Annotated in this window: 20 protein-coding genes and 1 riboswitch; of the genes, 9 read left to right on the top strand and 11 right to left on the bottom strand. The window is 55.9% G+C overall.

Annotation, left to right across the window (positions count from 1 at the left end; genetic code table 11):
* Positions 1–24: 24 nt before the first annotated feature.
* The gene (locus L0H14_RS07740; RefSeq protein ID WP_301421598.1) at positions 25–312 is read right to left on the bottom strand and encodes a hypothetical protein; all 288 of its coding nucleotides are present in this window, start codon (positions 310–312) and stop codon (positions 25–27) included.
* 30 nt (positions 313–342) lie between these two features.
* Between L0H14_RS07740 and L0H14_RS07735 the strand changes: the two genes are divergently transcribed.
* Genes L0H14_RS07735 through tgt form a run of 4 tightly spaced genes read left to right on the top strand, consistent with a single transcriptional unit; the run spans position 343 to position 3,611 of the window.
* Complete coding sequence (locus L0H14_RS07735; protein WP_301421595.1) at positions 343–882, top strand: DUF4916 domain-containing protein; 540 nt, start codon at positions 343–345, stop codon at positions 880–882.
* Positions 883–901: 19 nt separating this feature from the next.
* Positions 902–1,228, top strand: a complete 327-nt coding sequence (locus L0H14_RS07730; RefSeq protein WP_301421594.1) for a non-heme iron oxygenase ferredoxin subunit — start codon at positions 902–904, stop codon at positions 1,226–1,228.
* Positions 1,221–2,327: an NAD(P)/FAD-dependent oxidoreductase gene (locus L0H14_RS07725; protein WP_301421593.1), complete on the top strand. Its 1,107-nt coding sequence runs from the start codon at positions 1,221–1,223 to the stop codon at positions 2,325–2,327. The genes L0H14_RS07730 and L0H14_RS07725 overlap by 8 nt, the downstream gene beginning before the upstream one ends.
* Before the next feature lie 30 nt (positions 2,328–2,357).
* Positions 2,358–3,611 (top strand): tRNA guanosine(34) transglycosylase Tgt, encoded by a 1,254-nt coding sequence (gene tgt, locus L0H14_RS07720; protein ID WP_301421592.1) that lies wholly within the window; start codon positions 2,358–2,360, stop codon positions 3,609–3,611.
* Here tgt and L0H14_RS07715 read toward each other — a convergent pair.
* The 3 genes from L0H14_RS07715 to L0H14_RS07705 all read right to left on the bottom strand — a co-directional run bounded on the left by L0H14_RS07715 (position 3,574) and on the right by L0H14_RS07705 (position 7,129).
* The gene (locus tag L0H14_RS07715; RefSeq protein WP_301418777.1) at positions 3,574–4,857 is read right to left on the bottom strand and encodes an acyl-CoA dehydrogenase family protein; all 1,284 of its coding nucleotides are present in this window, start codon (positions 4,855–4,857) and stop codon (positions 3,574–3,576) included. The two genes, tgt and L0H14_RS07715, sit on opposite strands and share 38 nt — an antisense overlap.
* Positions 4,858–4,907: 50 nt before the next feature.
* Positions 4,908–5,023: riboswitch (SAM riboswitch) on the bottom strand.
* A 63-nt stretch (positions 5,024–5,086) separates the two neighbouring features.
* The gene (locus L0H14_RS07710) at positions 5,087–5,785 is read right to left on the bottom strand and encodes a queuosine precursor transporter (RefSeq protein WP_301418775.1); all 699 of its coding nucleotides are present in this window, start codon (positions 5,783–5,785) and stop codon (positions 5,087–5,089) included.
* A 105-nt stretch (positions 5,786–5,890) separates the two neighbouring features.
* The gene (locus tag L0H14_RS07705) at positions 5,891–7,129 is read right to left on the bottom strand and encodes a CynX/NimT family MFS transporter (protein ID WP_301418773.1); all 1,239 of its coding nucleotides are present in this window, start codon (positions 7,127–7,129) and stop codon (positions 5,891–5,893) included.
* 84 nt (positions 7,130–7,213) lie between these two features.
* Here L0H14_RS07705 and L0H14_RS07700 point away from each other — a divergent pair, with 84 nt between their 5' ends.
* Positions 7,214–7,699 carry a hypothetical protein gene (locus L0H14_RS07700; protein WP_301418771.1) on the top strand — a complete coding sequence of 162 codons (486 nt, stop codon included), beginning with the start codon at positions 7,214–7,216 and terminating at the stop codon, positions 7,697–7,699.
* An 82-nt stretch (positions 7,700–7,781) separates the two neighbouring features.
* Positions 7,782–8,627 (top strand): bifunctional hydroxymethylpyrimidine kinase/phosphomethylpyrimidine kinase, encoded by an 846-nt coding sequence (gene thiD, locus L0H14_RS07695; RefSeq protein WP_301418769.1) that lies wholly within the window; start codon positions 7,782–7,784, stop codon positions 8,625–8,627.
* Between the two features lie 12 nt (positions 8,628–8,639).
* Here thiD and L0H14_RS07690 read toward each other — a convergent pair whose 3' ends face one another.
* The 4 genes from L0H14_RS07690 to L0H14_RS07675 all read right to left on the bottom strand — a co-directional run bounded on the left by L0H14_RS07690 (position 8,640) and on the right by L0H14_RS07675 (position 13,664).
* A complete protein-coding gene (locus L0H14_RS07690) occupies positions 8,640–9,032 on the bottom strand; it encodes a VOC family protein (protein WP_301418767.1) in 393 nt (130 codons plus the stop codon).
* A 13-nt stretch (positions 9,033–9,045) separates the two neighbouring features.
* Complete coding sequence (locus tag L0H14_RS07685) at positions 9,046–11,091, bottom strand: CocE/NonD family hydrolase (protein WP_301418765.1); 2,046 nt, start codon at positions 11,089–11,091, stop codon at positions 9,046–9,048.
* Positions 11,088–12,380 (bottom strand): acetyl-CoA carboxylase biotin carboxylase subunit family protein, encoded by a 1,293-nt coding sequence (locus tag L0H14_RS07680; RefSeq protein ID WP_301418763.1) that lies wholly within the window; start codon positions 12,378–12,380, stop codon positions 11,088–11,090. The genes L0H14_RS07685 and L0H14_RS07680 overlap by 4 nt, the downstream gene beginning before the upstream one ends.
* Before the next feature lie 159 nt (positions 12,381–12,539).
* A complete protein-coding gene (locus L0H14_RS07675) occupies positions 12,540–13,664 on the bottom strand; it encodes a thermonuclease family protein (RefSeq protein ID WP_301418761.1) in 1,125 nt (374 codons plus the stop codon).
* A 243-nt stretch (positions 13,665–13,907) separates the two neighbouring features.
* Here L0H14_RS07675 and L0H14_RS07670 point away from each other — a divergent pair, with 243 nt between their 5' ends.
* A complete protein-coding gene (locus tag L0H14_RS07670; RefSeq protein ID WP_301418759.1) occupies positions 13,908–15,026 on the top strand; it encodes a YihY/virulence factor BrkB family protein in 1,119 nt (372 codons plus the stop codon).
* Positions 15,027–15,112: 86 nt separating this feature from the next.
* Here L0H14_RS07670 and L0H14_RS07665 read toward each other — a convergent pair whose 3' ends face one another.
* Both L0H14_RS07665 and L0H14_RS07660 read right to left on the bottom strand, forming a co-directional pair.
* Positions 15,113–15,640, bottom strand: coding sequence for a CarD family transcriptional regulator (locus tag L0H14_RS07665; RefSeq protein ID WP_301418757.1), 528 nt, complete (start codon positions 15,638–15,640; stop codon positions 15,113–15,115).
* A 142-nt stretch (positions 15,641–15,782) separates the two neighbouring features.
* A complete protein-coding gene (locus tag L0H14_RS07660; protein ID WP_301418755.1) occupies positions 15,783–17,282 on the bottom strand; it encodes a helix-turn-helix transcriptional regulator in 1,500 nt (499 codons plus the stop codon).
* Positions 17,283–17,742: 460 nt separating this feature from the next.
* On the opposite strand from L0H14_RS07660, the gene aceA reads away from it, so the two are divergent.
* Positions 17,743–19,035 (top strand): isocitrate lyase, encoded by a 1,293-nt coding sequence (aceA, locus tag L0H14_RS07655; RefSeq protein ID WP_301418754.1) that lies wholly within the window; start codon positions 17,743–17,745, stop codon positions 19,033–19,035.
* 33 nt (positions 19,036–19,068) lie between these two features.
* Positions 19,069–20,730, top strand: coding sequence for a malate synthase A (aceB, locus tag L0H14_RS07650; RefSeq protein WP_301418752.1), 1,662 nt, complete (start codon positions 19,069–19,071; stop codon positions 20,728–20,730).
* Between the two features lie 95 nt (positions 20,731–20,825).
* Here aceB and L0H14_RS07645 read toward each other — a convergent pair.
* Positions 20,826–21,125: DUF1275 family protein (locus L0H14_RS07645; protein WP_301421591.1), on the bottom strand; the 300-nt coding region annotated here is incomplete at its 5' end.

The following is a 21,125-nucleotide window of genomic DNA, read 5'->3' as shown; positions in this document are numbered from 1 at the left end:
AACCACCCGAACTGCAACCACAGCCTAAACAGGTAGCCAACGGCCTCCACGTCGCAGCAACAACCGAGCGGGGCCGGTAGTCGCCACTTCAGCCACGGCGTCATGCATCGCATCGGCAACAGTATGCGCATCGCCATCGTCATCAATATGAAAACGAACCACGATTTGCGGCACGTTGGACAACACTTGGATATCGGTCTGTTCCACGGTGGCGATTGACGACACGGCCGCGACGGCAGAGCCCATAACCGCTTCGGGGCCATGACCTGGATGAACGTCGCCGATAGACAGGATCGCACGGTATGAAGGCATAGCGTCAATTGTAGTTGTAGAGTGGGGCCCATGACGGTTCGAACTCCTGACCCGAATCCCGGGTGGCTCCATGAAACAGAACTCGCCGCGGCCCGAGCCCGGTTACCGATGGTCTATGTTGAAGCTCTTCCTGTCCGCCTCGATTCCCACGGTCGCGTCGTCGAAGTAGGCCTGTTATACCGGGCCGACACGAGCGGCACGTTCCGATATTCCTTCGTCTCCGGCCGAGTGCAATATATGCAGCCGGTCCGCGATGCATTAATGATGCACCTGGAAAAAGACCTGGGCCCATTGGCCATGCCCCAATTACCCATGACGCTGACTCCCTTTACGGTGGCCGAATACTTCCCGTATGGTTCCACATCAGGGCTCACCGATGAGCGCCAGCACGCAGTCGCCCTCTGCTACGTCGTGCCGGTGCGCGGTGACACACAGCCACGCGAAGATGCCCTTCAGGTAGCGTGGCTGACCCCGGATGAGGCACTGTCCGCCGACGTGCAGAATGAATTCGAAGGCGGCCGGGCCCAACTTGTGACACAGGCAATGGCCTGGGCAAACTGGGGAATCTAAGCTGATACTGGAGGCAAGTATGACAAATATTGATATAGGCGCAGAAAACGATTTTCCTCTCGAAGAGGGCGTCTACGTTGGTCACGATGTGACCGGTGGCGAACCGATCGCCGTGTTCCGCACAGAAGAAGGTATCTACGCGCTGAATGACCGCTGCACTCACGGCAACTATTCCCTTTCCGAGGGTTGGGTTGAAGACGGCACAGTCGAATGCCCCAAACACGCTTCGAGCTTTTGCTTGGCCAACGGCAAGGTCTTGAATCTGCCGGCTACGCAGGATGCGCCAACCCACGATGTCGACGTCGTCGACGGCCGGGTACTGCTGACCCCGAAATTCGATGCCTAACACCGTTATTCTTGGTGGTTCGGTTGCCGGGTTCTCGGTAGCTGCTGGACTGCGCGATGCCGGTTACACCGGTACGATCACCATTATTGATCCGCACGAAACCGCGCTGGACCGACCGCCGTTATCCACCGAATATTTGGTGGGTGACGACGTCGATCTAGCGCTTGCACCAGAGACCTGGTTCGCCGAAAACGATGTGATCTGGGTGCAGGACACCGCTGTGGGGTTTGGGCCCGGAAGCGTTGAAACCGCAAGCCAACGCTTCGAAGCCGAGCATATTGTGATCGCCACCGGTGCAACACCCAAAACGCTGGAGTTACCCAAACCTGTCTACACGTTTCGTACACTGGCTGACGCCGATATGTTACGAAACCTCTTAGGCCCCGGTGTATCGGTTGCCATCGCCGGCGGTGGCTTGCTCGCCCCAGAGCTCGCGACGTCGGCCCAAATGCTGGGCGCTCAGGTCAGTGTGTTTACCCCGCATATTCCAGCAGCCGAAGTGTTTGGTGAACTGGCAGACAAGCTCTATGCCACAATGGCTCAACACGTTGACGTCATCCCGCGCCGCTTGACCGTGGATGAAGACTTGGATCGCTTTGATCTCGTTATCGCTGCAGTGGGAGTTGACCCTGCAGTGCAGGTCGCTGAAGGCACCGGGGTAACCATCGACGACGGGATCGTGGTCGACGAAAATTACCGCACCAACATGCCGGGTGTCTACGCGATCGGCGACGTCTGCCGCATCCACGATCAATCCCGCCAGGACCACTGGGACCACGGCCGGGCATCTGCCGCACGCGTCGTCCACACGATCATGGGCACTGAGCCGAATGCCCCCACGCCGCAGTGGGTGTGGTCGGATCAGTTTGGCCACGACGCCCAGGCCGTAGGAAGAGTCATCCCCCAGGCGCACGAACACCTCGTACACCGCGGCGACAACGCAATTTTTGTTGTTGATGACGATCAGCTGGTCGGTGCGGCAGCCCTTGACGAGCAGATGATCATCCGTGCGGCTACTCGTATGATCACCCGCGGCATCGCAGTGGACCCAGAACAGCTGGCTGACACGAGCATTTCGATCAGGAAGCTTACGCGCTAACGGACGCTCAGGCAGACTAGACTGAAGCTCATGGCAAAACCCAGCGATTTTTCTTTCACCCTTGGCACACGTCTTGAAGGCGCACACGGCCGTACCGGAACCATTCATACGCCGCACGGTGATATTCAGACACCGGCATATATTCCAGTCGGCACGAAAGCCACCGTCAAAGCGGTGCTGCCCGAAGTGGTCAAAGAGCTGGGCGCTCAAGCCGTGCTCTCCAACGCCTATCACCTGTACCTGCAGCCCGGACCAGAGCTGCTCGATAAACACGGTGGGCTGAGCAAATTCATGAACTGGCGCGGCCCGACCTTCACTGATTCCGGTGGTTTCCAGGTCATGTCCTTGGGGTCTGGATTCAAAAAGGTCATTGATATGTCCGGCCCCCAGGCCCAGGGCAAAGTCGGTTCCGACGACGCCGTGGCCCCGGGCAAAGAACGTCTGGCAAACGTGGACGACGACGGCGTCTGGTTCACCTCCCACATCAATGGGGACCGTCACCGGTTCACGCCCGAAATTTCCATGAACATTCAGCACCAGCTGGGAGCCGACGTCATGATGGCGTTCGACGAACTCACCACACTGCATAACTCACGCGGCTACCAAGTAGAGTCGCTGGAGCGCACCCGCGGTTGGGCACAGCGCAGTCTCGACGAACATGCCAAACTCACACAGGCCCGCGCCGATCGCCCCTATCAGGCGCTCTACGGCGTCATCCAGGGTGCCCAGTATGAGGATCTGCGACGTAAAGCGTGCCAGGATCTCCGTGCCATGAGCACAGATTTCGAGGGCACCGAAGCGGGCTTCGACGGCTATGGGCTCGGCGGTGCGTTCGAGAAAGAAAACCTCGGGACCATCGTGGGATGGTGCGCAGAAGAACTGCCCGAGGACAAACCCCGCCACCTACTGGGTATTTCCGAACCGGATGATTTATTCGCGGCGGTAGAAGCCGGCGCCGATACGTTCGACGCCGTCTCCCCCACCCGAGTCGCTCGTACCGGAGCGTTCTATACCGAGTACGGGCGTATCAACTTGCCGCGTGCCCAGTTCGCAGCGGACCTATCGCCACTGCAGGAAAACTGCGACTGCTATACGTGCGCCAACTACTCGAAGTCCTATATCAGACACCTGATCAAGGCGGATGAAATCCTCTCGGGCACACTGCTGTCCATCCATAATCTGCGGTTCATCATTCGCTTAGTAGACAACATACGCCAGTCAATCATCGACGGTGATTTCTACGAGTTCAAAGCGCAGATGCTAGGCCGCTACTACTCGAAGTAGATGCTTGTCCAACCGTGTACTTGCGTTCCGGCGATTTCCCGTTGACCAGGTAGTCGCCGAGGATGCGAGCGCGGTAGATCAGCGGATTGTGGCTGGCCAACACGCGTGCATTGCGCCAATGACGGTCCAAAGCACGCAATTGCGAAGTTGCCGACGCCCCGCCTACCTCGAAGATCTTCGTGGCAATTTCAAGGGTGAGCGGGGCGATGATCTGTTGCGCTTGGTAGACCTGCGCATACAGCGCATCAATCTCAGCTTCAGGAAGCGGCTGGTCGCGTGCATCGGCCGCGAAGTGTTCGGCAAGCAGAGGTGGGATGGCCCGGAAAATGGTTTCGATGCCCCGAACCTGCGCGCTGAGTTCCCCCAAGAGTTGCAACACCTGTGGATCATGGCGGACGGCGTCGGCGGCACCGTGGCTGAATGTTCGCGTCCGAGATCGCACGTATTCAGTACCATCCCGCAGGACTGCTTGAGCGATACCGACGAGTGTTGCCAGGTGGACTGTTTGCCACGCGGCCTGCCCATATGCGGTGCGCTCTCCGGAATCGAGTCCGTAGCCGACAGGAAACAGCTCAGACTCATCGACCACCACGTTGCGGAAATGAGTGGTGCCCGAGGCGGTAAGACGCTGGCCGAACCCATCCCAGTCGTCCAAGATTTCAATTCCTGGGGCACCAACTGGCACGGTCAGCGAGACTGGTTCACCGTCGTCACCGGTAGCGGCCACCGCAATCCAATCCGCGTAGCCGGTACCGGTCGAATAGAACTTCGTGCCATTCAACACCCACTGGCCATCGCGCTGTGACAGTCGGGTGGTGGCTTCGCCATGTGCGTTGCCACGTTCGGTAATCGCGTTCCCGATAATATCGCCGGCACCCAGTCGGGTGAGCCAACGGTGTTGAAACTCGGCTTGTTCGTCGGTTCGGCTGAGGACGTCTTCGATGAAGCTCCAGTGGGCACGGAGTGCTTGGGCGAAATTCGAATCGGCGGCGGCCAAGGCAACGAAAAACTCATACGCTTGCGGTAACGAGAGACCGTGCCCACCATATTGTCGTGGCACACGAAGACGAGTGAAACCTGCTGCCCTGAGCTCCTCGACCGGAGAGGTATCGGTGGTTCCAGCCGCATCACGTTGGGGTGCGGTCGCTGCAATATCATCGAATACCGGGGTGAGTTGGTCCCAAAGCTGCTGGACGGTGTCTTCGTCGGCAGCTTGTGCGGTCAATGGAACAAATGTCTGTGTCATCCAGACTCCTGAAATGATCGTGGCGTCGGCTAAAAGGTGACCACGCTCGGCGCCAATACTTGCTGAGAACGGTTGGACTCAGCCGAATCATCACCTGGAGCACCCCACTACGGGCAGAGGGTTGCTGGCTGACCAGCCAGGGCTTCATTGATCAACGCTCGTGATTCTGTTGACCTATACAATCAGGTTCTTGCATACTTGACAAGGTTCCTTGCAACACAACGACATCTTATTCACCTATGACGGTGCCGTATTGCGGTTCGGCGGCCTTGATTTTACGGATCGTCCACATCGTTACCGGTGCCAGAACAATTTCCACCGTGAATTTCCAGACCCAGCCGATCAGCACAAACACGAGGTATTGGCCAAACGTCTCGATGCCGATGACCGTGGCAGCGATAGCCGAAAAGGCGATGGTATCGAGCAATTCACCCACCAACGTGGAGGCAGCGATGCGTCCAAAGAGGTATCGCTCGCCACTACGCCGCTTCATAGCCACCATGATCCACGCATTCGAGAGCTGTCCGACAAAGAACCCTGCCAGAGACGCCAGCACGATCAGTGGCACCGGGCCAAGTGTTCGGACGAGCGCTTCTTGGCCGTCATAGAACTCCGCCGGAGGCAAGATGATAATAATCCAGTAAGTCAGCGACGCGAATGCGGCGATCAGAAACGTGGTGTAGATGACACGTCGAGAGGCTTTGAAGCCGTAGACCTCGGATATGATGTCGCCAACGATGTAGGCCACAGGGAATAAGAAGAACCCGCCGTCGGTGAGCAGTGGCCCAATTTGCACGCCTTTTGCCGCGCCAATATTCGACAGGATAAAAACCACGGCCATGATGGCGAAGAGCACCGGATAAACATGGGAGCTAATTGGTGCGAACGTTCCTTGGAACTGTCCTTTGGCATGTGGTGTTTCAGTCACGAAGCGTCCTTAGATAAAAACGTTGTCTCGCGACGGTGTCACGGCCTCAACGGCCCCGTACTCAGCTGCTGCCCCAGCCGGCGACATAGTTCATAGATATTGTAATCAAGACTGCCCCGAAGTTTTGAATGGGTCAGTACCACGTGGCACAAAGATCATCGCGGTGGTGATGCCAACTGCCGATGCTGTGACCGTCATAGTCCAAGACATCTGCCAGTTCCCCGCTGCTGCCGCGATTGCCGACAGGATGATGGGCCCCAGAAAGTTTGCCAGGTTATAGAGCTGGGTCATGAGCCCGATCACGGCTGCGGCCGAGCCACCCGGCGGGGCGATGTCGACAGCTTGGCGGGTCACGGTCGTTGGAACGAGTGCACCGGCGAACGAGAAAATTGCGGCAGCAAGCAACGGCCACACCACGTGTCCGGGCACGCTCGACCAGTCAGGGGCAAAGACCAGCGTCGAGGTTACAGCCATGGTGATCAGCCCGGTTACCAGGAGCCTACGTGGCGGGTGCCCACGCTGTAACAGCACCCCGGTGAGAATATTGGCTACCCCGTTGAGTCCTCCGACAATTGCAGTCGCAATACCGACGACGATGGCAACGTTGACTGCGGAACTCAGCTCCACCTCACCGAAGATGGTGGGTAAGAAGCTCAGGATCGCACCCCACTGCAGGGTGTAGGACGAGAAAATGATGCCGAGCGCCCACGGCAACGGAGTTTTCACCGACTTACCGATCAACCGACTGATCCGCCTGAAGTTAATAGCACCCGGGGTATCCGCAGGCACCTTGCGCAGGATCACCGGGATAAAACCTAACGTGGCACCACCCATGATGATCCACCAGATCTGCCAGGAAATCTCGGTGGCATTGAGTAACACCGCTGAGATACCGACCCCGAGGAACAGGGCGATGCCTTGAAATGCGCCCCACCATCCCATGGCGGCGTTGACGCTTTGTCGCGGTGCAAGTGCTCGCACTAATGCCGGGGCCGCAACCGTAATAAGGATAAACCCGACCCCCTCGATTGCTCGGGTAGTCATCAACCAGCCTGCGTTGATGCTCACTCCACCGGCAATCGAAGCAATACCGGCCAGCGCCATACCAACCACCAGGGTATATTTCGCGCCAATTCGTTCGGAAACCACCGAAGCGGCAAGCCCTCCAAGCGCACCGGCCAACTGTACGACACCCACCAGGGTCCCAGCCGCCACAAGGCTGATGCCCAGATCAGCCCGGATAAACTCCAGAGCGGACGGCAGTTTCCATACGTGCATCGCCGCCAGGATGCCCGTAGCTACTACCACGGTCCATGCCCGGGCGCCAGATGTCGTTGTTGCCATAACTGCCAAGCTTACTCGTCTGTTTTCAAAAAGCACTAGACTAAACGCTGTCAGTACTCGCGTGACCCCGTTCTAAGGCTCGTTGTGACCACACCCGTTCCAGAGAAATACGATTCCGCACCCAAGCGTCGCCGTAATACCGGACCAAAGCCTCGGCTTTCGATGTCGATTTACGGTTTCCTCGTGGCCTGGTTGGTGCCGAATATTGTGATGGCTGCGATCGTCGTCATCCTGAATCTCTTGCCAATTTCAGATACGGTCGGCGATCTGACGCCGATCTTGACCCTAGTTGGTCTGTCCGGTCTGGTCCTGGGTCTGCCGTTGGCATTGCTGGCGAACTGGCTTCTGCGGCATCAGGTTAATCAAGCAGTCCACATCATGGCCTACGCGATCATCGGCATGTTCTACGGTCTGACTGTGCTGACCGCAGGCGGCGAGGGGTTGATCCCGTTGCTCATTCCCCTGGTTGGTTTCCCTGCTGCAATTCTCATGGCTATGGGCCGCTGGGCTGCGAGCTCGTTTGTCCATGTGGTTGACCCAGAAGCTTCCGCCGGGACTGACGACGAATAAGTCGTCTCGCCGAGCGCTAACCCTGACGAAATATGACCCGCCAGACATGCACTCATTGGCCTATGCCATATAAGATGGGGGCATGTATAACATTCATTCACCCGCAGTCACCATGACCATCGCGGGGTCAGAGGCAACCGGCGGCGCCGGTGCCCAAGCAGACCTCCGTACGTTCCAAGAGCTCGGCACCTACGGTACTGCCGCGCTGACCTGCATTGTTGCATACAATCCGCAGGACAACTGGAACCACCGCCTCACACGAATCGCCCCTGAGGTATTGGAACAGCAGCTGGAAGCTATCCAAGCGAATTTTGCCGGCCAGCTCGATACCGTAAAACTGGGCATGATGGGTTCAGTTGAAACTATTGACGTCGTTGCGAACGCGTTGCAATCCCAAGAGTGGAAGAACGTGGTCTTGGACCCGGTTTTGATCTGCAAAGGTCAAGAGCCCGGTGAAGCACAAGACACCGACCAAGCTTTGAAATCCAAGTTGCTCCCCCTGGCAACCGTCACCACCCCGAACCATTTTGAGGCAGAACAGCTCTCGGGCATGACAATCACTAACCTCGCCGAACTCAAAGATGCCGCACGCAAGATTCATGACGATTCCGGCGTGGCTGTTCTGGCAAAAGGCGGCATTCGCCTCTCCGGTCCAGAAGCGGTCGATGTGTTCTATGACGGTTCAAACCTGCAGGTCCTCGGTGTGCCAAAGATCGGTAACCATGCCGTTTCCGGTGCCGGATGTTCCCTGGCTGCAGCCGTTGCCGCTGAACTGTCCAAAGGCCGCACAGCGTTGGAGGCAGCGGAGCGGGCCAAGGACTTCGTCACCGCCGGCATCAATCAGCGCATTGCCGCTGAGACCCCATATTACATCATGTGGCAGGGCGGGCTACGTCGTAAGCCACAGCAGGTAGTTTCACCCGAGTAACATCGCGGGTCGCTATCGCTGATCCTGGCGAAGTGGGTGATCGTGCGGAATTTCCACCAGCACGATCTGCACTCCGTCGGGGTCGGCGATCCAGGCTTCGATAAGGCCCCAATGCTCCGTCCGTGGCTCCCGCAGCATGGTCACGCCTACACCCGTCAGACGCTGATATTCAACTTCAACGTCGCGGACCTGCATCCACAGCGAAATTTGTGCGGTTTGAGGCGTTGCATCTTCAGCCTGACCGGAGACTTCCAACAGTCCGTTGCCGCAGAAAAATACCATCCCCGGGCTGTCCCGTGGGCCGAAGATTCGGAAGACCGCCAGTCCGAGGGTGTCTCGATAGAACGCTTGGGTCTGCGCAAGGTTTTTTGGTCGCAACAACGTTCGGCTACTGAGAATCTCCATGCAAAATCTCCAGTTAGATATAATCGCGGGCAACCGTGGTGTTCCAAGTTTTGGAAGCCACGCGACTGTCATTTTCGTAGGCGTCGAGCTCAGCATAAATGTGGAACGCATCGACAGTAGAGGTCAGCACAGTTTTCGTGCGGGTCTGAATCTTCCAACCCTCACGTTCAAATCCCATATGCCAAATGGTTTCACCGCGAACCGAGTTCATATCGCCGTCTGCAAAGGTGTATCGCTCGACTGCCCTGCGTGTCAGATCCAGATCAATATCCTCGAATCGCACGATGCCGAGGTCTTTAACCACTTCTAGCTTGCCGGTCAGTTCTGCAAGATTACGACTAATGCTCCAGTCGTGCTCATCTGGCTCTAGCTGCAGTGTTTCAAGGGGTGGAGCGCCTTCGGGCGGCCTGAACGTAGGGGTCAATTCAGCGTCATCGTCGATGGAACTTGGCCTGATTGGTAACACCAAGCTACTTTCGTTCGGGTCAACCGTGAGCCGGAACTTCTCCGGGGAAGGCCACACCACGGGCCAATACGAGGTGGATATCGACAGCCGAAGCCGGTGCCCAGCCGGAAACGATTGTGCCAAACCGTTAAGTTGGACTGTCACAGTCTGCTTCTGCCCCGGCTCAAGGGGTTGGGGGTTATCTGCTCCGGCAAAGTGGTTCAGGTTCAGCACACCATAACTCACCCGTGTTGCCGCATCATCCGGGGCAACATCAGAAAGGCGCACCGCCACCATGGCCACAGGCCGATCTGCTGACAGGCTGAGCTCGACGGTCGGCGCGCCCAATAATTCTAGGCGTTCTTCAAGTGGGTCGCTATCGAACACCATCGCCCCGCCGTCTTCCTCGCGCTGATCGTAGGGCATATCCGGTGGGGCGTTATAGGAGCACCATTTGCCACCATACTGTCCGAGCGACAGCGGTGATTGAACCGTGAGCTCGGGGCTTTTAGGAAATTCGTCACGCAAAGCTTCTGAATCGAAGATGCGGTGCCGACCGAGCGGGTAGCGTTCTTCAACGATACGGGAGCTCGGCCAGCTCGGCTCCCCAACCCAGCGGCCCGGCCGATCCTCATACGTAGTGGACGGTGCAACCGAATCTTGCATCCAAATCGACAGTTCTGGACCGTCCATGGCACCGTTATCTTTGGCATCTTTGAGCCAGTGATCCCACCAATCGACCATTTCTTGGAGAAAGCCGATGGCGGGTCCCGGTTGGCCCAGGTGCGGATACTTATGGCTCCACGGCCCGATCAAACCTCTCGTCGGCACGTCAAGCCCGCGCAGCAAGCGGAAGACAGCGTTCGAATAACCATCGGCCCAACCGCTGACGGCAAAGACCGGCACTTCGATATCTGAATAGTCCTCATTGATGGAACCGTGGCGCCAGTATTCATCTTTGCGTTGGTGTTGTAACCAGGTTTCTAACCAGAGGCCACTATGCTCGATCCGGTCTTGCCACATCTCGCGCCACCGCTCCCCGACGAGATCGGGATCAGGTGGCGAGGCGTTATACGCGAACATGGTTGAGGCCCAGGACAGGTTATCCGTCAAAAGACAACCGCCCATGTAATGCACGTCGTCGAAGTAACGATCGTCGGTCGAGCAGACCGTGACGACGGCGCCGAGTCCTTTTGGCCGACGAGCAGCCACCTGGAGGCCGTTGAAGCCACCCCATGAGATGCCCATGATCCCCGTGCGTCCGTTGCACCAGGGCTGTTCAATCAGCCATGCCAGTACTTCTTCGACGTCGTCCAATTCTTGCTGCAGGTACTCATCGGTGAGGACGCCTTCGGAGTCGCCGCTACCTCGAAGGTCAACACGCAGACACGCATATCCGTGGCCGGCCACATACGGGTGGTGAATGGAATCGCGGACAGCGGTCAGATCACGTTTGCGGTAGGGGATCATTTCCAATACGGCAGGCACCGGGTCTTCTACGGCGGACACCGGTTTCCACAGCCGAGCAGCGAGACGGGTCCCATCAGACATCGGGATCCAAAGGTGTTCGGTCTCTTCGATTGTATTTGGCAGAGAAGTGACTGTTCGCATCATGCTCCTTCCACATCGTCGGCAATTTCAATTGCCAGGTCCTCACAACACGCATCATAGATATCGCCGAGTTGTTGTTCGGTGTCGCCTGCGATAAAAATTTCAGCCAGGGTAAAGCTATAGCTATCTTCTGTGTCAGCGTCAGAAAGTCGTGCACCTTCTTCAACAGCGACTTCAATGTCAATGCTGACATTGTCATAGCGTTGTTCAATAGCCCTGATGGTGTCTGCGGTAGGCACCTTGCGCACAACTCCGTCTTGGAAATGTCTTAGCATCCATTTAGCAGCTATCGCGTGGTTGCCCTGCCTGCTGGGCATACGTGGTTCGCGTCCTAGGGCTAGGTCGAGCATGACTGCGTGATTGGGCTGACCATCAACCCAGTGAAACATTTGTGCATGGGATTGCGAGTGGCGGCTGTTAATTTCCAGCAGTCTGAGCCGCTCGGCAGATGCATCCCAGAAGTACTCGATGTTGAAGGTGCTATCGGTGAGGCCAACCGCAGAAATAACGCGGCGACTGACATCGTGGATATGTTGCTGCACAGGTTCGGGCAGCGTTGAGGGATACTGGTATTTCAGAAAGCTCGGGACGTTTTCATAGTTGAATGAGTCAACCAGCCCGATAATTTCGATTTGGTCGCCCCAAGAGTAGCCCTCCAGCGTGTATTGCTGTCCTCCTGCTGCCTCTTCGACCATGTACGCGCCGCCCGGAATTTCGGCTACCTCTTCGGGGAGGTCCAACTTTTCCAAGACGTAGTCAAATGCGCCGCCGATTCGTTCCGGAGCTTCTCGTTCTTCTGCGAGAGCTTCCTGGAGTTCCTTCTCATCTTTTACTTGGTGTGCGCCCTCGGATGAGAACGATTTTATGGGTTTGAGCCACGCTGGATATGTCATGTGCCGCGGCAGTCTCGCCGAAGGGTCATGAATATCAATCAGATCAAAGCCTGGATATTCATCGATGACCTTTTGTTGTTCGAGCCGGCTCCAGTACTTATGCTCACATTTGACAACGCCTTCCAGCGGTTTTGTTGGGAGCCCATATCGCTGACACAAGATGGGCACCATCACAGAAACAGGGAAATCCCAGTAACCTACGATTGCGTCAATGGGCCCGTCGAATGCGTCTAATTGCTCTTCGGCCTGTTCGAGTAAATCAGCTAGGGAGATGAGTCCGTCTTGGAGATCCTCGAGTGTGAGAATACCGTGGAAACTGCACCAGCCAGCATGTGGAAGAGCGGCTAACTCACTATGGCCGGGTTCGTCTAAGCCAAGGACAAAAATGTTCTGCTTCATGCGCTGCGCCTCCTGGTTACCGTGATGGCTCTGGGCCACCGTGGCATGTGGGGTCAAACCTAACACACACCTCGAGGCGCAGGAAGGGTACGCATTTTTGCAACAAAAAACTCGACCGAGACTCTCTCGATCGAGTTTCTTTGCAATAATTTTCGGATGTTATTCGGAATCTACATCCGTTGCACCGCCGAGCTCAGCAGGTGAGCTGTCCGCACTTGAAGCTTGGGGCTCTTCGGTAGTCTGTGGTTCAACTTCGGCTTCGGCTACGGCTGGGTTACCTGAAGGTTCCGTGGTCGGTTCCGCTGCAGCGGAATCTTCCTGCGAATCTTCTTCCTGCCCTTGCTCATCCTGCTGATCTTCCTCTTGCCCTTGCTCATCCTGCTGGTCGTCTTCCGGGGCAGGAGCATCAGGCGATGGTGAGTTCTCAAGTGTCTTGGCGTCTTGGAGATCAGCACGCTTGTCTTGAGCATCTTCGACGAGTCCCCGGATATCCTCAAGGTGGCCCTCGAGGCTTGTGATGTACTCTTCTTTGGCATCCCCCCAGGCCAGAGCGGCAACTGAATCATCATTCTCGGTATCGGGGATTGCTGTCAGCACCGCGACAGCCTCTTGGGCGCCCGAACGAAGGTTATTCAGTTCGCCAATATATTTCGTCAGCTCGGTCACGTCGTTGGCTTGTGGGGACGCCGGTAGGTCATCGAGCTGTTCCAACACTGGCTCAACATACGATGGCAGGGTGCAGTCTGCATCTTTCGAAAAGATACCGCGCTCTGCGTCGCGGGCTTGTTTCTGAGCGGCCTTCAGCTCTTCTAATTTTTCTGGGTCGTCAACCGAGGCAGGATCCACCACGGCATAACCCGACTCGACCATTTCCAGGCCAAGATCATTCCCGGCGTGATAAATGTCAGCCCACAACTCACCGTTCGGAGCATTCGCGTAGGCCGCGATCTCGACGTCCAGTGACGTGCCCTCGCTAGCTAGGCTCTGCAGATGCTCTGTAGCTTCCTGTGCCATGCAAGTATCAAGGGTCTCAGGAACGTCTTCTTCCTTCGGCAAGGGCGCTCGAACGTTCTGAAAGCGAATCACGTCCAGCCCAGTGGTGCGATTAACTTCCATAGATTGGCCGGTCAACACCGAACTGACGACTACTGGGTCGTCTCCCCGGGTCATAGCTTTAACCACCGAAGTAATGGTTAACCCCAGCATGACGACTGCAACCACCACGAAGGTAATCATCACTGGTGTAGTGAGGCGACTCGTGCGCCGAGTAGACGGTTTTGGCATAACTTTTCTTGCTACATAGGAAATAGAGAGGAGCCAGCAGTACGCTGACTCCAACAGATTCTACAGTGGACAGTGATCCTGGCCTAGTTCACCGCAAGTATTGTCAATGAACCGCATAAATTCAAGGTAATGGTCGTGGTCTAGAAAAATACGTGCGTCCCACCGCGCGGGGATAGCTGACAAGCTCTCTGCGAGTTTCTAAGCTGGTAGGGTCCGCTGCACGACGGTAGAAAGAAGTTTGTTGTGACAATTCAACCTAGATTAGAACGCACTATTGCCGCAGAGCAGCAAGCGTTGAATGACTCTTCGACTCGTGAGCCTGCTAAAAAACTACCGGCCAGTGCCGTCGGGTATGCATTAAAGCGTGCGGTACAGAAATTTTCCATAGACAAGGGGACCGACCGCGCCGCTATCCTCACGTATTTTGCGGTCCTTTCCCTGGCACCGACGCTACTCGCCGTGTTTTCTATCCTGACCCTGGTCTTGGCTTCAGCCTCTGGTGCAGTCGAAAACTTTACTCAAGACTTAGTCGAGCAGACCGTTCCTGCTGAGTATCAAGATATGGCGTTGAATCTCGTCAACACTATGACCGAGTCGGCGTCCGGCGGCGTGATCGCGCTGATCGTCGGTATACTCGTCGCGCTATGGTCTGCTTCAGCATATGTTAAGGCCTTCACCCGCAACATGAACCATGTGTACGGCGTCGTCGAAGGTCGTCCGTTCGTGCGCCTGACTCTGGCCATGTTGGCTACCACGTTGGTTGTCGTCATCATTGTGGTCGCTGTCTTGATCTCGCTGGCGTTGAATACCACGATCATCGATGCCGTGTTTGCACCTATTGCCCAAGCTATGGGTGCAGAAGGCGCGTTGACCACCATGACCGAGACGTTCTTGCCCATTTGGGCCTGGGTAAAATACCCAGTTGTCCTCATGCTCATCATGTTGTTGACGGGTGTGCTCTACCACTTCACCGGGAACGTTGAACGGCGCTTCCGACTTTTCTCCGCCGGCTCTATTTTCGCGGTAGTCGGTATCATCGTGGCAGGTTTTGCCATGATCATTTACCTGACCTACTTCGCGTCGTACTCCTCGTATGGAGCGATCGGCACGATTATGGCTGTCCTGTTCGTCGTCTGGGTGTTCAACATCGTGTTGTTCCTCGGGGCTGAAATCGACGTCGAAATACTGCGTGCCCGCCAGCTTGTCGCCGGTATCCCCGCGGAGGAAGTGCTCCAGATACGACCACGCTCGGTAGCCACCGTCGAGAAACAGGCTGAGAAGAATCAGGAAACGATCGAAAACGGCAAGGTCCTTCGTCGCACCTATTCGGTATTCAACGAACAACACACCGATCAATCATGATGCTGGGTTGACAGCATAACCTTCCCGAAAGATAGCAGCGCCGCCCCGAATGTATTTTCGTGGCGGCGCTGCTATCTGGAGAAAAACTATTTTTTGTCTTTACCGCGATCCAAGCCCAGACGCGTCAGTGGAACACCGTCAATGGCTCCATCAATGGTCTTCTCTGCTTCTTCATGATCGACATCAAGCACGAGAGCAACTTCAGACACGACCATGTCCTTGGCTTCCTGATACAGGTTGCGCTCGGCCATGGAGAGGTCTTTTTCTTGCTGACGACGGTAGAGATCACGAGCAACTTCTGCCACGCTGTCGAGGTCACCGGTGGCAAGTTTCTCGCGCAAAGCTTTCAACCGGCGTGACCACTGCTTTTCCAGTTTGTCACCGGTTTTTGCCAACAGTGACATGAGTTTCCGCAGCCGGGTGTGGCTGGCTAGGTCGCGGACACCAATTTCAGACAGGCTGTCTTCGGGGACGGCGATCTGCAGGCGCTGATCTTCTACTTCCAGCACCACGTACTCGACGTCTTCACCTTTGACCTTCCTGGTTTTACGCTCAACGACCTCTGCAGGACCGTGCTGAGGGTGAACTACAAATTTACCAAGGGTCAGACGCATGTGCGGTGGGCACCTTTCGTTCGGCAGGGTGACAAGCTGTGGAGATTCAGAACGAAAAGGACACAGCTGTCGCAAACAGTCTAGCTATATAAGGGTAACAGCGGCATGTTGGATCGTCCAAGCTGCCGCTTCGAAAGTCGGCCTAACGGCTGAATTGTTCTTGTGCAGCTAAGAATTCATAGACCGCGACGTCATCCACTCCGGGAAAAGCACCGGGCGGCATGGCCGCGAGCATGTGTGCGTTAGTTCGTGCTGCAGGCCAAGCGTTGCCACCCCATTGCGCTTCTAATTCGGCCGACGGTGTTCGGCAGCAAGTTGGGTCCGGGCAGTTTGAGCGTGAGCGCTCCGCCGTGTCTGCACCACGGAACCAACGCGCCTGGTCAAATGGGATCCCCACCGATAACGAAAACAACGCCGATTGCGAGGGCTCGACCACGGCGGTACACCAGTAGGTCCCAACCGAGGTGTCGGTGTACTGGTTGAAGGGCCGAAATCTGTCACTGGTATCGAAAACCTCACGGCAAGTCCAGTACCGGCAGGCGGCCTGGCCCTCAATGGCCCCGATGGAGTCCACCGGGAAGTTCACGCCGTCGTTTTCATACGCTTTATGCAGTACACCTGACTCATGAACTTTCTGAAAGTGGCACTCGATCTCTAGGTGGTGGGTTGCCAAATTCGTGAAGCGGTGAGCAGCTGATTCATAGGACACCGAATACGCATCTCGAATGTCTTCAATGGCGATATCGCGATCCTTCTTCCGCTGCCTTAACTGCTTGACCAGGGACTTTTCAGGCATCATCAACGCAGCGGTTACATAGTTGGTTGAAACCCGCTGCAGCAAAAAGTCTTTATAGTCCACTGGCTCGCCATGTCCCAAAACGTAGGAAACCAATGCTTGCAACGCGACCGATCGAGGATCATGGTCCGGATTGCGTGAATCCGCCAAAAATATGACGCGGTTTTTCAAATCTGTGACTGATCGAGTCGAGTGCGGAAGTGAAGAGACGAATCGCAGTTCAAAGTTCAGGTGATCGGCAATATCTGCGATGGCATGATACGACAGTGGGCCCTCGTCATGCCCGACTGCTGCCAGGAGTTCATGTGCCTGCTGTTCAAGCTCCGCATAATAGTTATTGCGTTCGCGCTGTTCCTTGCGCATAGAGACGTTTGCTCGTCGAGCCTCTTCCGGGGTGGCAGCTTGCTCCGCAGATTGTCGGCGCAATTCGCGGGTCAACCCATCGATAACCTCCAATACCGGCGTTGGCGTTCCAGACGAGACACGAAGCGCCGGCAGCCCCATGGCTTCCCAATGTCGGCTACGTTGGGCTTTTTCCACTGAGATTTCGAGCGCTGCACGCGCGGAGGGGGCTTCAGGCTGGAGTAAGTCCCCCACGCCTACACCTAAAATGTCAGCCCCATGGGTCAAGAGCGAGACTTTCGGCTCTCGCTTACCGTTTTCAATCATCGATAAGTGCGAAGCTGTGGCGCCTAGCTGGCTTGCTAGCTCATCCAAGGTCATGTTCGCTGCCGCGCGAAAATAGCGCAGCCTGTGACCGAGGATCACTGGATCAATCTTGGACGGCGATACCGCCTCGGAAACGTCAGGACGGTCTTGCGATTCTGAATCTGTGCTTGAAGCCATAAAAAGCAGTGTAGTCAAAATTACTGTTTTTTCACAGCGCTTTCTGAAAAATATCGAAATGTCCGCAAGAAAATACTTGAAGGTCGCGAAACTTCGGCGCCATCAAACAAACTTGGCAAAAACTTTTTCAGCCCACTTATCAGCTGATTTGAGGCAATAACGTAAAACACAAGTTATATCACTAGAACATTGATTGTTTATTTTTTCGCTTTTTATCACCTCGACGCGGTCAGTCTTAAGGAAAATCCAAAAACTATCGAAAAGTGGCCCTAACTTCCGTGCAGGAAAGTTTTGGGAATATTTTCATGCGATTCGTCTATTGCTATGTTGCAATCCACGGCAGAGTAGTTCTTACAGCGATCGCACCGACCACAACGGCAGCGATCGACACCACATAGAAATACGTTTTCGGTAGGTCCGAATTAGTAAAACCCAATTGAACTGTGATGTAGGGAGAAACATGGAACAGGCAATTCAGGCAGCAGCAGATCAGCTTCAGCAAGACTGGAACAACAACCCTCGCTGGAAAAATATCACTCGCGATTACGAGGCCGAGGAAGTTATTCGACTGCGCGGTCGTGTCCAAGAAGAGCACACACTGGCCCGCCGCGGTGCAGAAAAACTCTGGGACCAGCTCACCACTGAACACCAGAAGGGTGAATTCACCAATGCCCTGGGAGCGATGACCGGCGGGCAGGCCGTCCAGCAAGTCAAAGCAGGCCTGCGCTCGATCTACCTCTCCGGTTGGCAGGTTGCGGCTGATGCAAACCTAGCCGGACACACCTACCCGGATCAGTCCCTGTACCCGGCCAACTCTGTTCCGCAGGTTGTTCGTCGTATCAATAATGCCCTGATGCGTGCCGACCAGATCGAATGGGCCGAAGGCGTCCAAAGTGTTGAGGACTATCTGGTACCCATCATTGCCGACGCCGAGGCCGGTTTTGGCGGTCCACTCAATGCATACGAACTGATGAAGTCCATGATTGAGTCCGGTGCGGCAGGCGTCCACTGGGAAGATCAGGTTGCCTCTGAAAAGAAATGTGGACATCTCGGCGGCAAGGTGTTGATTCCAACGTCGCACCACGTTCGTACACTCAACGCCGCTCGCCTTGCAGCAGACGTTGCCGGCACGCCGTCGTTGATCGTTGCTCGCACCGACGCCGAAGCAGCCACGCTTCTGCAGTCCGATATTGACGAACGGGACCACCAGTTCTTAACCGGGGAACGCTCTTCAGAGGGCTTCTACTACATCAAGAATGGCCTGGAGCCATCCATTGCACGTGCCAAAGCATACGCACCGTACTCCGACCTGCTGTGGATGGAAACCTCCACACCAGACCTGGACGTTGCTCGCCAGTTTGCCGAAGCCGTCAAAGCTGAGTTCCCAGATCAGATGTTGGCCTACAACTGCTCGCCATCGTTTAACTGGAAAGCCAACTTGGACGATGCAACCATCGCGAAGTTCCAGCGCGAACTGGCCTCTATGGGTTACACCTTCCAATTCATTACCCTGGCCGGTTTCCACTCGTTGAACTACTCGATGTTCAACCTCGCCAAGGGCTACGCTGATCGTCAGATGTCAGCCTTCGTGGAACTGCAACAAGCTGAGTTCGCCGCAGAGAAGGATGGCTTCACAGCGACCCGTCACCAACGCGAGGTTGGCACCAGCTACTTCGACCGTATCTCCACCACAGTCAACCCAGAATCTTCAACTACCGCTTGGGCCAATTCGACCGAAGCACAGCAGTTCTAGTTTGAACCGCTACATCAGATAGGAGCACCCGCCATGGCATCATCAACTATCCAGCACACAACGCCAGAAGGCATCACGGTGACCGTGTTCGGTGAACTCGATGCACGGCAGCGTGAAGTTCTCACCGAAGAAGCCTTGAATTTTCTCGGCTACCTGCACACCAAACAAAACACCAAGCGTCTCGATCTACTTGCAGCACGTCAAAACGCTCGGGCCCGGGTTGCAGCCGGTGAGCAACTGGACTTTGAAAAGTCCACCCGTACGATCCGTGAGGATGATTCATGGCGGGTCGCTCCCCTGGCGCCTGGTCTGAAAGACCGGCGTGTCGAAATTACCGGGCCGGTAGATCGCAAGATGACGATCAACGCGTTGAACTCAGGAGCCAAATGCTGGCTGGCCGACTTTGAGGATGCCTCATCACCGTACTGGACCAACATGATCAACGGTCAGGTCAACCTGCACGACGCGATTCGCCACGACATCAATTTCACGTCTGAACAGGGGAAATCCTACAGGTTAAAGAAACCTGCCCTGGCGCAGATGCCCACGATCATTGTTCGTCCACGCGGTCTGCACCTAGAAGAGTCCCACATCGAGGTCGATGGCGAACCACTCTCAGGCTCACTGATGGACTTCGGCCTGTACTTCTTCCATAACGCAGACAAACTCGTCGAACTGGGACGTGGCCCCTACTACTATCTGCCGAAACTCGAGCACCATCTCGAAGCTCGCTGGTGGAACTGTGTTTTCAACAAAGCACAGGACTACCTGGGAATCCCGCAGGGAACCATCCGGGCGACCGTGCTGATCGAAACGATCACCGCCGCATTCCAGATGGAAGAAATCTTGTACCAGCTTCGCGATCACGCAGCCGGTCTGAACGCTGGTCGTTGGGACTACATCTTCTCAATCATCAAAACGTACCGCGACTCCGGTGCAGAATACGTTCTGCCAGATCGCGCTGACGTTTCGATGACTCAACCGATGATGCGGGCTTACACCGACCTGTTGGTTCGCACTTGCCACAAACGCGGTGCCTCAGCGATCGGCGGTATGGCCGCATTCATTCCCGAGTCTTCCAACCCAGAACGTACCAAAGAGGCTCTGCGAAAAGTTCGCGAAGACAAAACTCGTGAAGCCAACGATGGTTTCGACGGTTCATGGGTTGCTCACCCCGGGTTGGTTCCAACCTGTATGGGTGTCTTCGACGAGCTGCTCCTGGACGCACCACATCAGATCCGGACGAATAAGCGTGAGGACGTCGTGCCTTCAGCCAAAGAGCTGATCAATGTGCGGGCCACTACCGGTTCGATCACCGAAGCTGGTTTGGACACGAATATTGAAGTCGGTATCCGTTACATGGACGCCTGGCTCAATGGTTCCGGTGCCGCGGCGATCAACGGACTGATGGAAGATGCAGCCACCGCAGAGATCTCCCGCTCTCAGATCTGGCAATGGATCCACGCCGGCTCTGAAGCCGCTCGTACCGATGGCTCGACCAAAGTCATCACGAGCGAATGGGTTACTCAGAAGATCGACGAGGTCTTTGCCACGCTCACACGGTACGACGGCGATTATTTAGATCAGGCCAAACAGTTGTTTGCCGAATCCGCACTGTCTGAAGATTTTGAGGACTTCTTGACACTGCCGGCTTACGATCGCTACCTTTCGGTCAACGCGAAAGTTGGCGTCTAACACTTCCTCTTGTGCTCACAGTTCGTGGGGGTCTCGCCGCTATTCGCGGGGAGATCCCCACAACACTTTAAGGAGTCTTATGCGCCGGCTTGTGCCTACGCGTTACGGCGACGCACTCGCCAGGTCAGTGCAACGCTCAATACAGTCATTGCGACGACGCTGAGCCAGATAGCAGCTATCCCAAACTCCAGGTAGCTGAAGCCACCAATCAGTGAGCCAATCGCAATAGCCGCCCAGAGCAAAAGATAGCGCAAGAACCGGGACAGATAAACCGGAGACCGTAAAGCCATGGCCGAAGCGAGAGCTTGGCCCATTTTCACTAATGTGCCGGTCATATACGTGAGTCCCACGCTAACTTCGCCGCGTCGTGTGAAGGTCCCGTTGATGGCACCGGT

This window comes from Yaniella sp. (assembly GCF_030453185.1).
Taxonomy (GTDB): domain Bacteria; phylum Actinomycetota; class Actinomycetes; order Actinomycetales; family Micrococcaceae; genus Yaniella.
The sequence above is the reverse complement of the archived record's forward strand: the minus strand, read 5'-3'. Positions and strand labels throughout refer to the sequence as shown.